The following is a 20,530-nucleotide window of genomic DNA, read 5'->3' as shown; positions in this document are numbered from 1 at the left end:
TAAAAAGGAAATATGGGAATTGCTAAGGAAGACAACAACGATTCAGACACGCACGATTTTTCAAACGATAAAGCGTTGAAGGCGTTGAAAGCTACGCCACATCTTGCGGAGGAGCACCATACGGTAAGCGGAAATAGACACCGTTCCACACCTCTTGAGGACTACGCGTTGCTTTCCGATCTGCAGACTGGCCCGCTGGTTTCTTGCGATGGAAGTGTGGACTGGCTGTGTCTACCCAGGTTTGATTCCCCTTCAGTTTTTGCGGCGTTGTTGGGAACCCCAGATGATGGCCGTTGGAAGTTGTTTATGCGCCATGGTGTAGTCGCATCGCGTTCTTATATCCCAGATACCTTTATCCTGGAAACACTGTGGGAGACTCCAACAGGGAAAGCGCGCGTACTCGACTACTTGCCGCCGTCGACAGTGCAAGCGGATCTCATCCGCAGCGTGGAATGCTTGGAAGGCGAAGTAACGGTTTCCCATGATCTCCGCGTGCGTTTTAGCTATGCCCGTGCTTTGCCTTGGTTTAGGCAGATAACTATCCCTGAAACCGAGGACCCTGCGTTGCTTTGCGTTGCGGGCCCCGATGGTCTTCTTATCGCTGGCCCTCTGCTCTACGACACCACTGAGCCGGATGAGGACCACGATCATTCTGGACAAGGTTCTGTGGCGCCTCGTCTGGTCGGAGACTTTTCCCTGAAAGCTGGAGAAAAACTTGATTGGTCTATGACCTGGTTTCCCTCATGGCAGGAAACACCAGTGCCAGTCAAAACAGATACCGCTTTTGATGTGACCAAAGAATTCTGGCAGCACTGGATTGGGAATCTTGATGTAGGCGATACGCGTAGCGAACTCGTGCGGCGTTCGCTTTTAGTTTTGCGAGCGCTCACTCACTCAGATACTGGTGGCATCGTGGCGGCCCCTACTGCATCGTTACCCGAGGACTTTGGTGGGGAGCGTAACTGGGATTACCGCTATACCTGGTTGCGTGATGCTGCACTCACAGTCGAAGTGATGGTCGAGCATGGATTTGTAGAAGGCGCGATGAATTGGCGAGATTGGCTTCTGAGAGCCGTCGCGGGCGATGTGGAAAATCTACAAATTATGTATGGCTTGGGCGGAGAACGCGAGCTAGAGGAACGTGAACTCGACCATCTCGCGGGCTATGAGAACTCGCGTCCGGTGCGCATCGGTAACGGGGCAGCGGGGCAATATCAGGCCGACGTGGTGGGCGAAGTAATGCTTGCGCTCGCTAAGCTACGCGACGCCGGTTACTCCGAGGATGAGTTTTCTTGGGGGCTGCAAAAGAAACTACTGGATTATACGATCACCAATATTCATCAGAAAGACCACGGCATCTGGGAGATGCGCGGAGACCTGCATTACTTCACGCATGGTCGGGTCATGATGTGGGCTGCCTTTAATGAGGGGATTCGGGCAGTAGAAGAATACGGGCTAGACGGTGATGCAGACGTGTGGCGTTATCACCGCGACAGCCTGCGGGATGAGTTATTGCTGCGTGGATATAACGAGGAGCTGGGATCTTTTACTCAGGCCTACGAAAACACGCACGTGGATGCGTCTTTGCTGCAGATCCCGCACACTGGTTTCTTGGCCGCAGATGATCCGCGCATGCTGGGCACGGTTGCCCAGATTGAGAAGCAGCTGGTTGACTCCAACGGTCTGGTGTATCGCTATCGCACCGACGATGGGATTGATGGTCTTTCCGGCCATGAGTATCCGTTCCTTATTTGCACGTTCTGGCTGATTGAGCAGTACGCCATGTCTGGCCGGATAGAGGAAGCTCAGGAACGTTTGGATAGCGTGGCTGCATATGCCAATGACCTAGGGCTTCTCAGTGAGGAATATGATCCGCAGGCACAGAGACTGGCCGGAAACTTCCCGCAAGCTTTTTCCCATCTTGGGCTTATCCGGGCTGTTGATGCCATAGAGCGGCATAAGAAGGGCAGGGGTGACGAGCGCTGAGGTACTTGGGGGTAGAGTAGGTGAGCATCGTGTCTACGCGCGCGATGGTAAAAACGAGCAGGGAAATAGGTGATATGACTCCATGACCTCGGGAATCTCGCCAAGTTTTGATGATGATGCCTACGTTCCTCCTAGTGATGAGGACGCCCCAAACGACGTAGAGGTCTATGCGCCGCGTATGCCGGATGGAGAGGGGCGATCCTATTCCCCTCGGCGTCGAGAAGCTGCTCCTACGAGCGAATTCCGCCAGCCCCCACATGACGTGGAGGCTGAGCAAGGCGTGCTGGGGGCTATGCTGTTGAGTCCCCAGACGGTGATAGAAATTGTGGAGGTTTTAACTCCAGAAGACTTTTATCGCCCGGCGCATCAGCTGATTTACTCTGCGATGATCGATTTGTTCTCCGACAACAAGGAGATCGACCCGGTTATCGTTGCCGCGCGTCTTGACCGCAACAATGATCTGGAGCGCGTAGGCGGAGCACCATATCTGCACACGCTGATCTCTTCTGTCCCCACCGCCGCTAACGCCCGCTATTATGCGGAAATCGTCGCGGAGAAAGCCTTATTACGCCAGCTTGTCGACGCCGGAACGCGCGTTGTACAGCTGGGCTATGAAGGTACTGAGGGTGCTGAGATTGAATCCGTGATTGATCTTGCGCAGCAAGAGGTCTTCAAGGTCAATAAGAAAGGCAGCGCTGAGGATTACGCGGTGCTGGGGGACATCATTGGGCCCACGATGGAAGAGCTGGATGATATTTCAGCCCACGGTGGTTTGGCTATGGGCGTTCCCACCGGATTCATCGATCTGGATAACCTCACCAACGGTCTACACGGCGGACAGATGATCATTGTTGCGGCTCGACCTGGTGTGGGTAAATCCACGCTGGCGTTGGACTTTGTGCGTTCTTGTGCGATTAAGAACGAAAAAGCCGCAGTGATTTTTTCCCTAGAAATGTCAAAGTCTGAGATCGCTATGCGTTTGATCTCGGCGGAAGCCGAGGTTCGGCTCTCTGACATGCGTTCGGGCAAGCTTGACGACGCCGCCTGGTCTAAATTGGCAATCCGCGTCGGCCAGATTGAGCAGGCGCCTATCTTTATCGACGACTCCGCCAACCTCACCATGATGGAGATTCGCTCGAAGGCGCGAAAGCTGAAGCAGAAATACGATCTGCAGATGATCGTGGTGGATTACCTTCAGCTCATGAGCTCCGGCCGTCGGGTGGAGTCGCGTCAGCAAGAGGTCTCGGAGTTCTCCCGTCAATTAAAGCTATTGGCTAAGGAACTCGATGTTCCCCTGATCGCTATCTCCCAGCTCAACCGTGGCCCTGAGTCGCGTACCGACAAACGCCCCCAGCTCGCGGACCTCCGTGAATCGGGCTCTCTGGAGCAGGACGCCGACATGGTTATGCTTCTCTATCGCCCAGACTCACAGGACAAGGAAAATGAGCGCGCCGGGGAAGCCGACATTATCCTGGCCAAGCATCGTGGCGGGCCGATTGATACCGTGCAGGTGGCCCACCAGCTGCATTACTCGCGGTTTGTGGATATGGCTCGCGGTTAGTCCACGCTTAAGTAAGTGCCTTACCCTTTTGCTCCGGTAGCAAAAGGGTGGCGGCAGCTGCGATGGCAAAAGCCGCGCCGAAAAGACCAAAGAGGGCCATAGTTCCACCGATAGCTACGACGGGCGGAACGATGAGCGGCGCGATGATAGACGCGATGCGGCCAAAGCCAGCAGCAGCCCCGGTACCAGCGCCTCTCATACGAGACGGGTACAGCTCGGGCCCGATGGCATAGAGAGCACCCCAAGCGCCAAGGTTGAAGAAGGACAAGCAGCATCCTGCCATGATGATCATGGTCTCTGTGCTGGATACGCTATAGAACCCTGCGGCACACGCAGAACCAATGAGGAAGAACACCAGCGTAGAGCGACGGCCCCATTTTTCGATCAACCATGCGGACACCGCATAACCCGGTAGCTGAGCCAGTGTGATGATCAGCGTGAACTCAAAGGATTTAACCAGCGGAAAACCGCTAGAAACAAGCAGCGACGGGATCCAGATAAAGGCGCCGTAGTAGGAGAGATTGATACAGAACCAAATAACCCACAACGCAATGGTGCGCTTCCGATACATACCGGAAAAGATTCCCTGGTTTTCTCCCGCGTCGTCTTCTCTCTCGGTGGGAGAGAGCGTTGTGAGCTTGGATACGTCACAACCATCAGCTTCGGCGCTTTGTTCAAAAGAACGCACAACCTGCTCGGCTTCCTGGTGGCGTCCCTTAGCTTCGAGGAAGCGAACCGATTCCGGCAGTCCTAGACGGACATAAAGAGAGTAAAGCGCAGGGATACAGCCCAGGGCTAGCGCCCACCGCCAGCCGTTGGATGAACCGCTAATAACAAAGGCGCCGATACACGCGGCGGCAATCCAACCAAGGGCCCAGAAAGCTTCAAGAGCTACGACCATGCGGCCCCGAATAACTCGCGGGGAGAACTCAGAAACCAACGTGGATGCAACAGGTAGCTCCGCACCAAGCCCCAGTCCTACGATAAATCGGAAGATGATCAGAACACCGAGGCTCATGGATAGCGCTGAAGCGCCAGTAGCAAGTCCATAGATCAACAAAGTGATCGCAAAAATATGTCGACGTCCAAAGCGGTCTGCTAGAAGACCGCCCAAGGTAGCGCCGATCGCCATCCCGATGAACCCTGCCGATGCCAGCCATGATGTTTGAGTATGGCTCAGCCCCCAATGTGCGACGAGAGCAGCCATAATAAACGAGATGAGGCCCACATCCATCGCATCAAGGGCCCAACCAATGCCAGATCCCCATAGCAACCGGCGGTGTTTTGGAGTGAACGGGAGCCGATCAAGTCTGTCGTTCCTAGTCAGACGATCTGCAGAGACGGAAGCTGAACTGGGCATAAGTGTGTTCTCCAGGAGCGTGAAGAAAAGAGGGGTATCCACTTTTGTTAAAAAAGGATGATCGCTGCATCCAGGAAGTATGCAGCGGTCGCTTTATTCCCCAACAACACCACAGTGTGAGGAGCGATACAAGTTTTATAAGAAAAACAGACCGGAGATTTTTACCACTTTCCCTAAAATTTATTGTGCCTTTCACATAGATAAATATGTAAACGTTACTAAAAGTAGCGGCTTTTGCCCTGTTGTCTGGGAGGGGATTTTTGGTGAAATCCCCTATTTAACAGGGCAAAAGCCGAAACGTGGGTTTATCTATGGAAGATCTTATGGGTGAAGAGCCAGCCTAGGCCGGTCAGTGCCAGGATGCCTGCGCCGGCGCCGAGGAGCCATGAGAGGAAGCCGTGTCCGTGTGAGGATGAACCGTGAGGGAACCTTGATTCAAAGGGACCTTCGGTGCCGGGAACTATTACGGTGTTTGCCTGTGCAGCGCGGTACTTAAGTTTGACTGGTTTTGCGCCGTCTTCATTGGGCTTGTCAAAGGACGCTTTGAAGACAAGCCCTTCTCCGTCTATACCGTTACGGAAACGTTCAAAGGTAAAGTTTTGGCCGGGGTTGTGTTTGTCTAACTCAAGATAGCGAACTAATCGATCATCCTCGTCCAACCAGCTGCGGGTAACGGGAAGACCATCCTTGTCTTTGAGGACTACCTCGATGAGGTAGTAGTACTTCCCATTGGCGTCTTTTCCTTTTTCGAGTACATAGGACGAGGAGTTGCTTTCATGAGCAACCCGAATGTCCTTGGGCAGATTGCAGAAAGTGTCTGTATTGGCTGCGGACTGGGCACTGACACCTTGGGCTACGGGGATGCAGTTGCCGTTGGAATGTTCTTTTTCGGTGGCCTGTGCGGCCCCTGCATGTACCACGGAGCTGCTTGCGGCTACGGCAACGGCGAGTGCTATTGATTGGATTTTCTTCAAGTGCATCACGATTCCTGTCAACGAAAACGATAAAAGTTCCCTAACATAATAAATACATGAGGAAAAGTAATGCAATAGTGAAGATTATGCTTAATATTAAAGTAAGAACGGCCTGTTTTTGGTAACGATTGCATGGATGAAAACGCCAGGGCGAACCTTTTGTAAGACAAAAGCCCTGTGTGAAATACAGATTCAGGATGTATCTCACACAGGGCTCAACTAGATCAGGAGTCAGTGCACGCTGCCTCGGAAGGAACGCAATCGTAGCGAGTTACTCACCACAAACACTGAGCTGAACGCCATCGCCATTCCCGCGAATAACGGATTGAGTAGTCCCAATGCTGCAACTGGAACCAACACCACGTTGTAGGCAAACGCCCAGAACAGGTTGCCTTTGATGGTGGCAAGCGTTTTACGGGATAGCAGGATTGCATCGACAATGGTGCGGGGATCGCCATTCATAAGGGTGATGTCGGCGGCTTCGATGGCTACGTCGGTGCCGGTGCCCATGGCAAGGCCCAGGTCGGCCTGTGCGAGGGCGGCGGCGTCGTTAATGCCGTCACCTACCATGGCCACGACCTTGCCTTGTTCCTGCAGTGTGCGAACCGTTGTCACTTTGCCCTCGGGAAGCACCCCAGCGATAACCGTCTGAATGCCGAGCTGATCTGCGACTGCACTGGCTGCCCCCTGGTTATCTCCCGTCAAGAGTACGGGAGTAAGCCCTAGCCCTCGTAGCTTTTCGACGGCCTCCGCTGCGCTTTCCTTGATCTCGTCCTGGACGGTAATAACTCCACTGGGTTTTCCATCCACAGTGACCACCACGGCAGTCCCGCCAGCGGATTCCGCCGTTGTCACGAGATCAATGATCTCTTGGGGGCTTTGGGAGGCTACGTTGTTAAGCCGGCCCACGCTCACCTCATGTGCGACTCCCTCTTCATCGAGGATCACACCTTGGACTCCCGCGCCGGGTGTATTGCTGAATCCGGAAACGGAGGGGAGTGCCGTTGCAGCGGTTTGACGGGCAGCGGCTGTAATTGCTCGGGCGATGGGGTGCTCTGAAGCATGTTCTACGGCGCCAGCAAATCGCAGAATCTCGGGGGAGGTCCAGTGGTCTACCGGAGAGACCTGAGTGACCGTCATCGTTCCTTGCGTCAGCGTTCCGGTTTTATCCAGAACGATTGTGTCCACCTTGCGTGTGGACTCTAAGACTTCTGGGCCTTTAATGAGCAGGCCGAGTTGTGCGCCCCGGCCAGTACCTACTAGCAATGCAGTAGGCGTGGCTAGCCCCAGCGCACAGGGACAGGCGATAATGAGGACCGCGACCGCTGCGCCGAAAGCATCCGCCGTGGGATTTCCTAGCCACAGATGAACTCCCAAGGTGATCAAGGCTATGACGACGATGACGGGGACAAAAACCTGGGAGATGCGGTCTACGAGTTTTTGGACAGGGGCTTTGCGAGCCTGAGCGTCGGAAACGAGCCGTCCCATCTGGGCCAGAGTGGTTTCCGAGCCCACACGAGTTGCACGAACCAACAGTCTGCCCGAGGTATTGAGGGTAGCCCCCGTCACCGCTGCCCCTGGAATAACCTCCACAGGGATGGGTTCGCCGGTGAGCATCGACTCGTCAACGGCAGAGTGGCCCTCCACGACTACGCCGTCTGTAGCGACTTTTTCCCCTGGTCGCACCACAAAGACATCGTTGACTGCGAGTTCTCCGATGGGTACGCGTATCTCGCGCCCGTCGCGAAGCACCGCTGCATCTTTTGCTCCCATGGAGAGCAGCTCACGCAAGGCTGCGCTGCTCTGGCCCTTTGCGCGTGTTTCAAACCAGCGTCCTAGTAATAAGAACACGATCACAACCGCAACGGATTCCAGGTAAATCTCATCCATGCCTCCGTGAGCATGGGCGGAGAAGCTCATGTACATCCGCATTCCAGGCTCGCCAGCGTTGCCTATAAAGAGGGCCCATACAGACCATGCATACGCCGCGCTCGTCCCGAGGGTAATGAGCGTGTCCATAGTGAAGGAACCGTGTCTGAGGTTTGCCAGAGTCGCCTTGTGGAAGGGGGCCCCGCCCCAGAAGAAAACTGGCGAGGCAAGCGCGAAGGAGAGCCACTGCCAGTTATCAAACTGCAGGGCGGGGATCATAGACATTGCGAACACGGGGATGGCTAACACGGCGGAGTAGATGAGCCGGTTCTTCAGCTCCTCAGCGTGGTGGTCGCGGGCTGCTTCAGTAGCATCTACGGCGGTCTCGGGGGCATTATCGACGTCGCCCTGTGACTCGTCGGCGAGTATAAAAGCGTCGTATCCGGCGCCGCGGATGACGTCGATAAGCTGTGTCGACGTCACACCAGCGGGGTCGAAGCTCACCTGGGCTGTCTCCGTGGCAAAATTCACGCTGGCTTCCACGCCGTCCAACTTGTTGAGCTTGCGTTGCACTCGTCCTGAACAGGACGTACATGTCATACCGGTGACACCAAGCTCGATGGTGACGGGTGAAATGGGAGTGGTGTTAGTCATTTCCGGATGCTTAACCTCGCTTCTGTGCCCTAATGCTTTTATCCAACGATTGGGGAGGCTGACCTATTCCTATAAACACTAAAACCGGCGACGTAGCGGGTGGTGAGTGCTACATCGCCGGGGGTGTCGCAGAATTACTGCTCTTTGATGGAGAAACCAGCTTCTTTGACTGCTGCTGCTATCTCAGCGTCGGTGAAATCTTGGCCAGTCACAATAAGGCGGCCGGTCTCAAGATCAACATCCACGCCCTGGGTACCTGGAACTTCGTTGACCTCTTCGGTAACAGAGGCAACACAGTGTGCGCAGGTCATGCCTTCAACAAAATAGTTCTTAGTCATTGAATATTCACCCTTATCTTTTAATAAAACGCATCTTTAGTGGTCTGCTTCAGAGGTTGCGCCACTCTTTCTACGCTACCCAAGAAGTAGTGCCGTGAGTTCTGAGCTAGTAACTGTGTTGCCATTACTGCGCTTTGCTCCAACAAGACCCCAAGGGAATATTGTTGAATTGATACTCGTTGGCTTTCATTAGAACACGACAAATAACCGTGAGGAGTTATTGCAATGGCAACGATTGATGTAACGGAAGACACATTCGAGCAGACAGTTACCACGGACGGGATCGTTATCGTCGATGCATGGGCATCGTGGTGCGGTCCTTGCCGCGCATTCGCACCGACCTTTGAAAAGGCTTCCGAGAACCACACTGACGTTGTCTTTGCCAAGCTTGACACTGAGGCGAACCAGGGGCTGGCGGCTGCTCTGCAGATTCAGTCGATCCCTACACTCATGATTTTCCGCGAGGGAATCTTGGTGTACCGCGAAGCTGGTGCACTTCCGGCTGCCGCTTTGGAAGACCTTATTGGCCAGGTCAAGGGTCTTGACATGGAGGACGTGAAGCGTCAGATCGCTGAGCAGAATAATAACGCTTAAGCGAAAGGGCGCGCATCTATAAGTGTGTGCATCCCTCCGTGTTATGGCAGGGAAAATAAGGGTCTGATTCCGGTAGTTCGGTGTAATCAGACCCTTTTGTTTTTGCTACGTGGCTGCCATAGCTTCCGGAACCCAACTTTGGCTGGTGTAGAGGCGAATGTCACTTGTTGTTTGAGAAATGACACCAAACTTACAGAATTATAAATTTTAATTTAAATCGCCTTTATTTGTTATAGAAATATTTCTTTTTAAAAGGGGAGTGAGGGGCTTAAAACGATGAAAATCCATGGCTTTAGGGCTGTTGGCATTTTTAACCTAAAACCCAGATTGGGAGGGTAGTTGCCGGAGAAGGCCTGCTACCTTTGAGGACTTATCCGAAAAGATGTCTTTTATTGGGGGATATACGGATGGTTTCTCTTATCGAATTACCAGCGGCTGCGCTGAGAATTACCTAGAATTGTGGGGTGTACCCAACCTGCGGGACGGGGACGAGCTGGCCGTAACGTACGGCTGGTGGACGTCGATAAGCATAAGGTCTACATGATCTGTGCCTTCGCTGAAGGCGTACACATTTTCACAAGCGATTCTTTTACTCGAGGAACAGACTAGGAGCATTCCATGGCAAACCCATTCGCTAAAGGTTGGAAGTACTTGACTGCATCCTTGGACCAGAAGATCGATGAAAATGCTGATCCAATGGTGCAAATTAAGCAGGCTACCGATGCTGCTAAGGAGCAGCACCAGAAGATCAGTGAGCAAGCTGCCTCGGTGATAGGCAATAAAAACCAGCTGGAAATGAAGCTTAACCGTCTGCTTGCGGATCAAAAAGATCTCCAGCAGAAGGCTCGCAACGCTATTGAGGTAAGCGATAATGAAGCCGATCCGGTAAAGAAGCAAGAATCACTCAATGTCGCAGAGATCTATGCAACTCAGCTGGTAAGCGTTGAGCAGCAGATAGAAGAAACTAAAGCGCTACACTCCCAGGCAGTATCCGCCTCTGAGCAAGCGACCAGGCAGGTCAAGGAATCTGAGGCACGCCTCCACGAGCAGCTTGGGCAGATTGATCAGCTCTCGAGCCAGGTCAAGCAGACCAAGATGCAAGAAGCGTCAACCAAGGCGATGGATCAGATCACGGCGCTCGATCCGGATCGCGATGTTCCATCATTGGATCAAGTTCGGGAGAAGATCGAACGACGCTACGCTGACGCGCTTGGTGCTCAAGAGCTCATGCACAACACCATGGGAGACCGTATCCAGGAAATTGATGCTGCCGGGGCGGATATGCGTGCTTCTGCCAAGCTAGAGGAGATCCGTGCACAAATGCGTGGACAGCTCGATGCAGCAGAGCAGCCGGCAAAAGAGCTGAAGCCCGGTGAAGTTGAAGCAGGGGAGTCGGCTAAGGACGAGGCTCCCAAGGATGATGTGGCTCCCGCAGCTCCCGCGAGTGAAAAAGATGAAAAAAGCGAGAAGAAAGAAAAAACCGCTGAGTAATCCTGATCAAGCTCATCGGGTGTAACCCTTCTCGGTACGGTCAAGGGGCTCATACTCTGACAGAATTTCACTGCAGGAGTATGAGCCCCTTGTTCTTTTATCCCGTTAGCTTTCCTTCTGGTTGTTAATCAGAAGCCCCCGTATGCCGGAATGGAATCCGTCGCGTAAGCCCACACGTTGAGCTTCTGTGAGCGTGTACTCGTGGAGCGTTTCGCATGCGAATTGCAGAAGCGGCCGGTCGATCTCTGGGGGGAGCCCACCTCCGGACAAGAGGTGGGCGGAATCGCGTTGTTCAGGTGTCGCGGCATTGTCATACCACCATATGGCGTACTGACGTCCCACGTCGTAGGGGGTCTGGTAGCCAGCAGAAGACCATACCTCGTTGGGGAGGGGGACGTATCGGGAGCGGAGCTTGCGTCGTGGTGCCATCATAGATGGGCTGGGAGTCGGCCGAGGAGAGGAACCTTTCTCCTCGGATTCCGTGGACGTGCGCTCGAGCGTAACCTCTACGGATTCCTCCACGGTGGAGGTTATTGTGACGGAAGTATTATCGCCGACAAGGTGCGCGCCGGGTTTTGGCGGCTCTGTTGGCGCAGCGTTTATGACTTCTGGTTTGCCGATAACCTTGTCTTCAGGGCTGTCGTTATCAAGGTCTTTGGCGGGCGTATAGCTGGTACGATCTGCGGACTGGCCGTGATTCTCTGGAGTCTCTGCAAGGCAATCTTCGACGGACAATACTGGCTCGCCGGGACGGTGCGGTAGTGCGGAGCCTGTAGGGAATGGCGGTGGTGTTGCGGTGTCCGCGAGGTCGCTGGGCTCGGGAGTTTTTTCTGAGAAAACCGGGTCTGCGCTATCGTCGCGAGCTGCCATGCCATCCGCGTGCTCGTCGCTTTCATCCGGCAGTTCGTCGTTCTGGGCACGAACAACAGGCGGCAGGGGACCCTCGAGGATCTCCAACTGCATGCAGTCGGTGAAGTCTTCGCGGGGGTCGAGAATGGTCGTGGAGTCGCAGCAGTGGCGCAACGCCGAGGACATGGAGTCCCAGCCAAACCCATATAGATGGACGCGAACGCCGGCATTTACGGCTTCTTGTACACCTGGAATCATGTCGGCGTCGCCAGAGACGAGAACTATGTCGGTGAACTCACGACGCGCCCCTGCAAGCACCATGTCTGCTACAAGGCGAGTATCCACGCCTTTTTGCGTACGACGCTCACCCCACTCAATAAGCTGGCCAGCACGTAACTGGACGCCATCGCATGTTCGTAATGCCCGCTGGTAGCGATGTGGGCCGGAATCGGGAATGCCGTCGTACCACAGTTGGCGATGTACGGGTTGTCCTAACTGGCTTTGGATCATATTGCCCAGGGTTGCCACTACCTCGGGAAGATCGATTTCTAATTGGGCTCTAGCGCCGATTTCCCACGAGTTATAAAAGCTCGCGAGTAGATAAGAGGTATCGACGAAGACCTGTGTGCGTTCAAGCATGGCTCCTGTTTTATCCGTTTCATTGTTCTAAAAATCTAAAAGTCTTGTGCTTCTAGTGTGCATCATGCCGACCTCATTAGTCGATACAACTTTGCAAAAGTCCAGGTTATCGCGGTGTAGTGTGGGATTTTTTCGCGCGATGTCGCTTTACGCTGTCGTTGCTTTTAAACGTGTATGGGTTGTGGCGGCCGGCGGTTCGTTCTATGGTTAGTTACATGAGTAATTAACTAACTGGGGAGGAGGGGGTTGGATGGACGAGACAACGGCACCGTTGTTTAAGCAGATAGCCGTGCTCATTCAAGATTCGATTGTGGATGGCTCTCTTGCCGCGGGTGAGCGTGCACCATCCACCAACGAGCTTGCTGCGTTTCACTCCATTAACCCCGCGACTGCCCGTAAGGGGCTCACGATTCTGGTGGAAGAGGGCGTTCTGGAGAAGCGCCGCGGCCTGGGGATGTTTGTTACGGAAGGGGCGGCCGACCTCATCCGAGCGCGAAGGCGGGATGAATTTGCGGCAGCCTTTCTTGTTCCGTTGGTGGACGAGGCCGTCAAACTCGATATTCCCAGAGCTGAATTGCACAACTTGATCGACCGAGTGGCTGAAAGCCGAGGACTCTACGCATGACTTATCAAGACACTGTTATTAAAGTTTGCTTACGATCTTCATGCTCTCAACCGCAACGGTTGTCACCTTGCCAATAAGATCGACGATGTAGCGAGGATTGCCCACTTCATCGGCCCAATCGTTTGGATCATTGACAATGCCAGAATTGGTATCTTTCTTTACCTGGTAACGGTCGATGATCCACGCCAACGCCGAGCGTGACCCCAGCATGTATTTCTCGGCAACCTCAGGAATACCGGCGATAGTGACCTTGCTGTTGTAGATCATGGTGGTTGTATCGTTGACGCTCTTGCCGGTTTCGGGATCTTTCTTCTTAGCCCACTTAGGCTTGATTACCCGCCAGGTTTCGCGATCATGTTCATCGCCTTTGACGCGAATATCTAATGGGTATGGCTCGAGATCTTCATATCCGACATGTAGTGACATGAGTTTCTCGCCTGCTATCACGAACTTGTCAAACTCTGAGCGTGACGCTGGAGTTTGGATATGAGGCAGCATTTTCTTCAGGTCCGCCGCGTAAGTGGATCGGTAAGCGGGATCATGTAGCTTGCCGTACACAAAATGGAAAATGTCATCGCTTGTGAGGTCAGCTCCCAGAGCATCTCGATACAGCTTCCGGATCTCGCTTGTGATGTTGTCCACGCGTACGTACCCGTCAACAACTTCACCAACTTGCCCATACATCGATGTTTCGCCTTGCTTGTCCACGTCCACCGCGCCGAACAAACCACCGTCATCGGTGGAGACTGGCTCCCAGGTGAAGCGAGGGAAGTATTGGCCTCCAGATCCAGCGCCCGTAACGTGAAGATTCGGAAGCAAGTCGGTTGAGAGAACAGAGAACGGAACGGCAGACCCTGCCCCAACTTGGTAGAAGCCAACATTCTTATGCACCGGTGTCGGGAATATTGATGGAAGTCTGTAGGTCATATCGTTCAGCGGCGCATCAAAGTATGCAGTCATACCGGTGAAGGGACGGTAAAGTGAGCGGTAGATTCTCGACCGCTGAACAGAAATCGCCGTACCTTTGGCAGCTAGGTTCTTTAGCGTCCGATTCCACGAAATTTTGGTTGTATCTGCAAACTGAGGGTGGGAACGAAGAAACTCAGTGACATCCGCTTCTTTTGGATTTGTTATTCCCTCTTGCGTAAGCCAGCGTTGTAGTTCTTTTGTCGCTAGTTGATAGGTAGCGGTGAGAGTTTCGAGGTTCTGGAGGAGCTTTTCTCTTGTTCGCCCATAAGCCCAGCTGTCGCGACCTGTCTTTAAGCCGGCAGAAAATGTCTCAAAAAACTTGAGATTATTGGATTTCTTATCGCCGATAACTGGCCAGGTGTTGAAGTCTTCGCTACGTTGATTAATCCAGTCACCTGCATCGTTGGGAGCGATGTGAGACCAGGGAAGGGATTCAAGTCGTGCTGTGTTGGCAAACGCTAGTTTGTCGCCTTTGGTTTCGTAGTCTCCAGCGCTGTAATAGTGAATTGTGAACTGCGAAAGCGCTGGATCTTTCACACCAACAAACACGCTGACACCTACGCGAATGTCAAAGACGTTTCCGCCTTCTTTCTTTGCAGTTTCACCTGAAGTTCGGGAATTGCCTCGTAGGTTAATCACGTAGACGTCGGTAAAGTCCTCAGCCATGGATAAACGCACGCCGGCGCCAGTATTCCCATCGATCCAGCCATTGTTTGTGACAAAAGCTACGACTCCTTGGTGTCCAATCCGATCAGTAGCCCAACGGAAGGCACGGAGATAGGAGTCGTAAAGGGAGTTCTTGTTGGTGGAAGTGGAATTTGCAGCATAGGTTTCTGCAATGCGCGTGTCTAAGGATGGGTACTTGAGGTTCGCGTTGAGGTCATTGGCGCTAGACTGCCCGGCAGAGTATGGAGGGTTGCCGACGATAACGTTGATCGGCGCTTCTTTTTGACGCTCGATGGTCGCATTATTGTCAGCAAAGATCTCTAGGTCGGGAATGTCGCCGTCTTCATGAATCTGGAACGTGTCAGCTAAGGCAATGCCCATGAAAGGCTGATACTCCGGTGGTTCTTGGCCATTACGGAGTGCTTCTTCTTCACGTAGCGCGTTATAGGTGGTCTCGATGTTTACGGCAGAAACGTAATACGCCAGCAACATGATCTCGGTGGCAAAGAGTTCGTTCGCGTACTTGCGTGCGAGGTCTTCTGGCTTGATCAAGCCAGATTGCAGTAAACGAACCATGAACGTGGAGGTACCTGCGAATGGGTCGAGGATACACACGCCCTCATTGGTTAGCCCTTTACCAAAGTGCTTGAGAGAAATATCATTTGCGGCACGCAAGATGAAGTCCACGATTTCGACGGGAGTGTAGACGATGCCCAGGGACTCGGCCTGCTTTTTGAATGCTTTACGGAAGAAACGTTCGTAGAGATCCTTAATCACTTGCTGCTTGCCGGACGCAGTGGCAACCTCAGACGCGCGTACACGCACAGACTCGTAGAACTTCTCCAGGCCTTCAGCCTCGTCGTTAAGGTTGTACTTCTCAAGCGCTGTGACCATGCGTTGCATGACCTGGGCGACAGGGTTGTGCTGGGTGAAGTTGTAGTTATCAAACAGCGCGTTAAACACCGGTGCGGTAATCAGGTGCTGAGACAGCATCGAGATCGCATCATCAGGGGTGATGCCGTTGTTGAGGTTGTTGCGCAGCCCCTCGACGAACGCCTCGAATTCCGCAGACATCTTTTTATCGGCGTTATCAAGAATCGCTTTGATACGGGTGATCTGGTTCTCCGCTATAACAGCAACGTCATCAGCCCAGTCCTCCCAGTAGGTGCGGGTGCCTACTTTGTCCACAAGCTTGGTGTACATTGCCTCCTGCCACTGTTCTAAGGAAAACAGGGTAAGGACTTCAGTGACCTCAGAGTCAGTCTTATAAGCTTCAGTGTCTTTCTTGTCCAGCTTTTCCTTGTGGGCCTCAACGTGATCAATATCGATGGGAAGTTCCTGTGCTTGCCCATCGTTAAGACCAATGGAATTGACCTTTGCGTTGAAACGATCGTCGTGCGCGCGAAGTGCATTGAGAATCTGCCACACAACCTTGAAGCGGGTGTTGTCATTGAGTGCTTCCGATGGAGATTTTCCAGGAGGAACGGCAACCGGCAAAATGATGTAGCCGTAGTCCTTACCTTCCTTCTTGCGCATCACACGCCCCACGGACTGGACAACATCCACCATGGAGTTTCGTGGATTAAAAAAGATAACAGCGTCTAAGCCTGGAACGTCCACGCCCTCAGACAAGCAGCGGGCATTAGTTAGGATGCGAGTCTCATCATCGTCGATATCAGCTTCCAGCCACGAGATCTTTTTGCCTCGCACCATGGCATTCATGCCGCCGTCTACGTGCTCTGCAGCAACGCCGACATCAACATTGTGTAGGGAGACATCGTTGACGGCAGCGTGTGAGCGCAATGTGTCCTGATGACTGGCGATGAGCGCTGGGAAGGACTCCGAGATGAGCTTCGAGGTTTTAATGTCTTTTGCAAACGCAACAGTGCGCTTCATCGGTGCTGCGTCTTTCTCAAAGCCTCCCTTGTTGCCTTGGAGTTTGCCACTGCGTTTGGCCAGGCCATTCCAAGCACCGATCATTGCGGATGCGGTTGTGAGGTTCATACCTTCTTGGGTGTGGCGTGTCATTGCTTCGGCAGCGACGTCTTCATCCACGGTCATGACCAGGACGCGGTAGTCAGTAAGCAGGCCTTTGTCGACTGCTTCACCGAAGCCTAGGCGATGCAATTCTGGACCGTAGATTGCTTCATCGTCCATGGAGACGACCTCTGCGGAGTGATCTTTTGCTTTGCCCTTGGTCGCGTCGTCGTACAGACGTGGGGTTGCAGTCATGTACAAACGCTTGGCGGCCTTGATGTAGTGAGCATCATGCACACGTACGAAGTTGGAGGCGTCTTGATTAGCCAAGGTGACGCCGGTGGTGCGGTGTGCCTCGTCGCAGATAACGAGGTCGAATTCTTCTAGACCCGCTTGCTGAGCTTCGTGGACAGCCTGGATTGACTGGTAGGTGGAGAACACCACATTCAGCCCTGCTGCGCGCTTGCCGTGCTGGAAACGCGCAGCGATATCGGCGCCCGTGGTGGAGACGGGAACCTCAAGATCATGGATTGCGATGTCTTCAGCCTGCTTGCCAGCTTTGCTATCCGAGCACACTGCAAAAGTCTTGAGGTCCATTGTTGTCTGGGCAGTCCACTCGCGCAGGGTCTGCGACAACAAAGCGATCGATGGGACGAGGAAAAGTACGCGAGCTTTGCCGCCATTGTTGGTTGCGATCTGTTCGGCTAGTCGCAGCGAGGTGAACGTCTTACCCGTACCGCATGCCATGATGAGTTTGCCGCGATCGTGCGTCTCAAAGCCTTCAATGACTTTGTCGATAGCTTGCTGCTGGTGCTTGCGCGGCGCGAACGCTTCTCGACGAGTCAGATGCACGTTAATTTCAGATCCTGGGAACACTATCTCCCAGTTGATAGGGGAGCGTGCAATGTCGGAATAGCCGATACGACTTGCTGGAATTTGCTGGTTCTCTAATGCTTCTTCTGCATTCTTACCCCACTTGTCCGTTGTGGAGATGACAATGCGGTGGGCGAAATGTTCTTTACCGTTCTCGGTCTCAAAAGAATGGCCGGAGGCTTCAAAGAAAGAATCTAGATTCCGCTTCTGGATACTTGTTGTTGGGAGATAAAACTTTGCTTGGATTGCTACCCAACGAGAGTCCTCTTTGCGGCGCGCGACAAGGTCAATGCCGGTGTCTGCTTTTCCACCGTTGCATTTCCAGTCAACCCAACGATGAACCTCATCAAACTCATTCGCCAGGGTGGGGTCAGTCCTGAAGAAATTAACCATCAACTTCTCAAAGGCAATTCCATACTTGCCTTGTGGTTGGTTGTCACGCAGTTGATCGAGGACCTCATCGAAAGTAGCCATGGTTTCTATTTTCTTATGAGCGCAGAGACGAAACCAAAGGAGTTAGAAATCGTCCCCCCGTATTCGATGTGTTGTCAACGCTGGTTTATGCCCTTGAGTCTCTCGAGCGGCTCGGGCGTGTTCTCAAGAAAGACGCTCAAGCATTGCGGAACGCATTAGAGAATCACTGCCGTGGATAAATGGATGCGTTGTGCGGAGCCGCAACAGGGCACGGTGGAACGCTTTCTCGGATTAAGTAGTTAACTCTTTGTTTAAAAAACATGTTCTGACCTGGGGAGTTGTGTGTTCTTTATGTGGTGTGTAACTTTATGTGAGTCGCCGCGACCGACAGCGCCCCTCACAGAGGCAAACACCACGAAGGTGGTTGTGAATCAGTGAGTGTAAGGCGAGAGGAAAACAAGCAGGCGATAAACAAAAATTATTCTTACATCTCAGTACACGCCAATATCGTTGGTGTGTGGGGTGTGGGTGTGTTGTTTGAGAACTCAATAGTGTGCCAATGTACTTATAAATATATTTTATGGTTGACATGGTGATAGCTACGTTTTGTAGTTAAACAATGATGCGTTATCACATGATGTTTTATGTGATGATCACGGTGTACACAGTTTTGGCCGGCAAGTGTGGCTTGCTTGTAAAAATGTTGTGCTAAGGAAATGAGTTGTTTATGCGAAACATGGTTGTGTTTCATGCTTATGGCCCTGTGTGGGTTGTGGTGTGGGATTCCATGTGAACAAACAATAGTCACACAGTGTGTGGGTGTTGGGTGGTTGTTGTGTTGTCTCGTCAAGGCATCGATGATCACTGTTTTTTGCTTTACTTTTTTCATTATTTTTTTGATGAATGATCAATGGATTATTTTTTGTTGGTTGTTTGTTTTTTTGCCAGTTTTGGTTGGGCTTTTCACGAAGCCTGGTTGGTCTTTTATTGGACTGATTTTTTGTGGAGAGTTTGATCCTGGCTCAGGACGAACGCTGGCGGCGTGCTTAACACATGCAAGTCGAACGGAAAGGCCCCTTCGGGGGTACTCGAGTGGCGAACGGGTGAGTAACACGTGGGTGATCTGCCTCGTACTCTGGGATAAGCCTGGGAAACTGGGTCTAATACTGGATAGGACCGCACTTTAGTGTGTGTGGTGGAAAGTTTTTTCGGTACGAGATGAGCCCGCGGCCTATCAGCTTGTTGGTGGGGTAATGGCCTACCAAGGCGTCGACGGGTAGCCGGCCTGAGAGGGTGGACGGCCACATTGGGACTGAGATACGGCCCAGACTCCTACGGGAGGCAGCAGTGGGGAATATTGCACAATGGGCGCAAGCCTGATGCAGCGACGCCGCGTGAGGGATGACGGCCTTCGGGTTGTAAACCTCTTTCGACAGGGACGAAGCTTTTGTGACGGTACCTGTATAAGAAGCACCGGCTAACTACGTGCCAGCAGCCGCGGTAATACGTAGGGTGCGAGCCGTTGTCCGGAATTACTGGGCGTAAAGAGCTCGTAGGTGGTTTGTCGCGTCGTCTGTGAAATTCCGGGGCTTAACTCCGGGCGTGCAGGCGATACGGGCATAACTTGAGTGCTGTAGGGGAGACTGGAATTCCTGGTGTAGCGGTGGAATGCGCAGATATCAGGAGGAACACCGATGGCGAAGGCAGGTCTCTGGGCAGTAACTGACGCTGAGGAGCGAAAGCATGGGGAGCGAACAGGATTAGATACCCTGGTAGTCCATGCCGTAAACGGTGGGCGCTAGGTGTGAGGGTCTTCCACGACTTTCGTGCCGTAGCTAACGCATTAAGCGCCCCGCCTGGGGAGTACGGCCGCAAGGCTAAAACTCAAAGGAATTGACGGGGGCCCGCACAAGCGGCGGAGCATGTGGATTAATTCGATGCAACGCGAAGAACCTTACCTGGGCTTGACATATACAAGATCGGCGTAGAGATACGTTTTCCCTTGTGGTTTGTATACAGGTGGTGCATGGTTGTCGTCAGCTCGTGTCGTGAGATGTTGGGTTAAGTCCCGCAACGAGCGCAACCCTTGTCTTATGTTGCCAGCACGTTATGGTGGGGACTCATGAGAGACTGCCGGGGTTAACTCGGAGGAAGGTGGGGATGACGTCAAATCATCATGCCCCTTATGTCCAGGGCTTCACACATGCTACAATGGTCGGTACAACGCGTTGCGAGCCTGTGAGGGTGAGCGAATCGCTGAAAGCCGGCCTCAGTTCGGATTGGGGTCTGCAACTCGACCCCATGAAGTCGGAGTCGCTAGTAATCGCAGATCAGCAACGCTGCGGTGAATACGTTCCCGGGCCTTGTACACACCGCCCGTCACGTCATGAAAGTTGGTAACACCCGAAGCCCATGGCCCAACCAGTTTTCTGGGGGGAGTGGTCGAAGGTGGGATCGGCGATTGGGACGAAGTCGTAACAAGGTAGCCGTACCGGAAGGTGCGGCTGGATCACCTCCTTTCTAAGGAGTTTTATTTTTCCAGCATTCACTGGTTGGTGTTTGTTGTTGTTTATTTGTAAATCCGGGTGGAGCAAAGTTGTGTGTGATTGTGTGCTGCTAATCAGATGGTGGCTGTGCATGGTTGTGTGATGGTGTGTTGTTGTGTTGTGTTGGTTGTAGGATTGTTTGTTT

The 20,530-nt window shown here is 53.0% G+C and carries 10 protein-coding genes, 1 rRNA gene and 2 pseudogenes; 6 read left to right on the top strand and 7 right to left on the bottom strand.

The window, feature by feature from the left end:
• The first annotated feature begins 12 nt into the window (after positions 1-12).
• Both CULFRC11_RS10505 and dnaB read left to right on the top strand, forming a co-directional pair.
• Complete coding sequence (locus CULFRC11_RS10505) at positions 13-1,986, top strand: glycoside hydrolase family 15 protein (protein WP_023634709.1); 1,974 nt, start codon at positions 13-15, stop codon at positions 1,984-1,986.
• Between the two features lie 82 nt (positions 1,987-2,068).
• Positions 2,069-3,547: a replicative DNA helicase gene (gene dnaB / locus CULFRC11_RS10500; RefSeq protein WP_013912603.1), complete on the top strand. Its 1,479-nt coding sequence runs from the start codon at positions 2,069-2,071 to the stop codon at positions 3,545-3,547.
• Positions 3,548-3,554: 7 nt separating this feature from the next.
• On the opposite strand, the gene CULFRC11_RS10495 is transcribed toward dnaB, so the two are convergent.
• The 4 genes from CULFRC11_RS10495 to CULFRC11_RS10480 all read right to left on the bottom strand — a co-directional run bounded on the left by CULFRC11_RS10495 (position 3,555) and on the right by CULFRC11_RS10480 (position 8,742).
• Positions 3,555-4,907, bottom strand: coding sequence for an MFS transporter (locus tag CULFRC11_RS10495; RefSeq protein ID WP_014526418.1), 1,353 nt, complete (start codon positions 4,905-4,907; stop codon positions 3,555-3,557).
• Positions 4,908-5,212: 305 nt separating this feature from the next.
• Entirely contained in the window at positions 5,213-5,887 is a 675-nt protein-coding gene (locus CULFRC11_RS10490) for a hypothetical protein (RefSeq protein ID WP_038620877.1), read from the bottom strand.
• Positions 5,888-6,112: 225 nt separating this feature from the next.
• Positions 6,113-8,404, bottom strand: coding sequence for a heavy metal translocating P-type ATPase (locus CULFRC11_RS10485; RefSeq protein WP_023634708.1), 2,292 nt, complete (start codon positions 8,402-8,404; stop codon positions 6,113-6,115).
• Between the two features lie 134 nt (positions 8,405-8,538).
• Positions 8,539-8,742 carry a heavy-metal-associated domain-containing protein gene (locus CULFRC11_RS10480; RefSeq protein WP_013912599.1) on the bottom strand — a complete coding sequence of 68 codons (204 nt, stop codon included), beginning with the start codon at positions 8,740-8,742 and terminating at the stop codon, positions 8,539-8,541.
• A gap of 225 nt (positions 8,743-8,967) precedes the next feature.
• Between CULFRC11_RS10480 and trxA the strand changes: the two genes are divergently transcribed.
• Together trxA and CULFRC11_RS10470 are read left to right on the top strand one after the other, a co-directional pair.
• Positions 8,968-9,336 (top strand): thioredoxin, encoded by a 369-nt coding sequence (gene trxA, locus CULFRC11_RS10475; protein ID WP_013912598.1) that lies wholly within the window; start codon positions 8,968-8,970, stop codon positions 9,334-9,336.
• Between the two features lie 618 nt (positions 9,337-9,954).
• Entirely contained in the window at positions 9,955-10,827 is an 873-nt protein-coding gene (locus CULFRC11_RS10470) for a PspA/IM30 family protein (RefSeq protein ID WP_023634707.1), read from the top strand.
• Between the two features lie 105 nt (positions 10,828-10,932).
• Here the strand turns inward: CULFRC11_RS10470 and CULFRC11_RS11495 are convergent.
• Together CULFRC11_RS11495 and CULFRC11_RS11490 are read right to left on the bottom strand one after the other, a co-directional pair.
• Positions 10,933-11,274 (bottom strand): annotated as a pseudogene (locus tag CULFRC11_RS11495) (NYN domain-containing protein); the annotation flags it as partial.
• Positions 11,275-11,745: 471 nt separating this feature from the next.
• A pseudogene (locus CULFRC11_RS11490) lies at positions 11,746-12,315 on the bottom strand (NYN domain-containing protein); the annotation flags it as partial.
• A 250-nt stretch (positions 12,316-12,565) separates the two neighbouring features.
• Here CULFRC11_RS11490 and CULFRC11_RS10460 point away from each other — a divergent pair.
• A complete protein-coding gene (locus CULFRC11_RS10460; protein WP_023634705.1) occupies positions 12,566-12,940 on the top strand; it encodes a GntR family transcriptional regulator in 375 nt (124 codons plus the stop codon).
• An 18-nt stretch (positions 12,941-12,958) separates the two neighbouring features.
• On the opposite strand, the gene CULFRC11_RS10455 is transcribed toward CULFRC11_RS10460, so the two are convergent.
• The gene (locus CULFRC11_RS10455; protein WP_038620874.1) at positions 12,959-17,899 is read right to left on the bottom strand and encodes a DEAD/DEAH box helicase; all 4,941 of its coding nucleotides are present in this window, start codon (positions 17,897-17,899) and stop codon (positions 12,959-12,961) included.
• 939 nt (positions 17,900-18,838) lie between these two features.
• Between CULFRC11_RS10455 and CULFRC11_RS10450 the strand changes: the two genes are divergently transcribed.
• A 16S ribosomal RNA gene (locus tag CULFRC11_RS10450) occupies positions 18,839-20,359 on the top strand.
• Positions 20,360-20,530: the final 171 nt, after the last annotated feature.

Origin of the sequence: Corynebacterium ulcerans (assembly GCF_000767685.1) — a bacterium.
Taxonomy (GTDB): domain Bacteria; phylum Actinomycetota; class Actinomycetes; order Mycobacteriales; family Mycobacteriaceae; genus Corynebacterium; species Corynebacterium ulcerans.
Note: the sequence above shows the minus strand (reverse complement) of the source record. Positions and strands in the feature narration are given on the sequence as shown.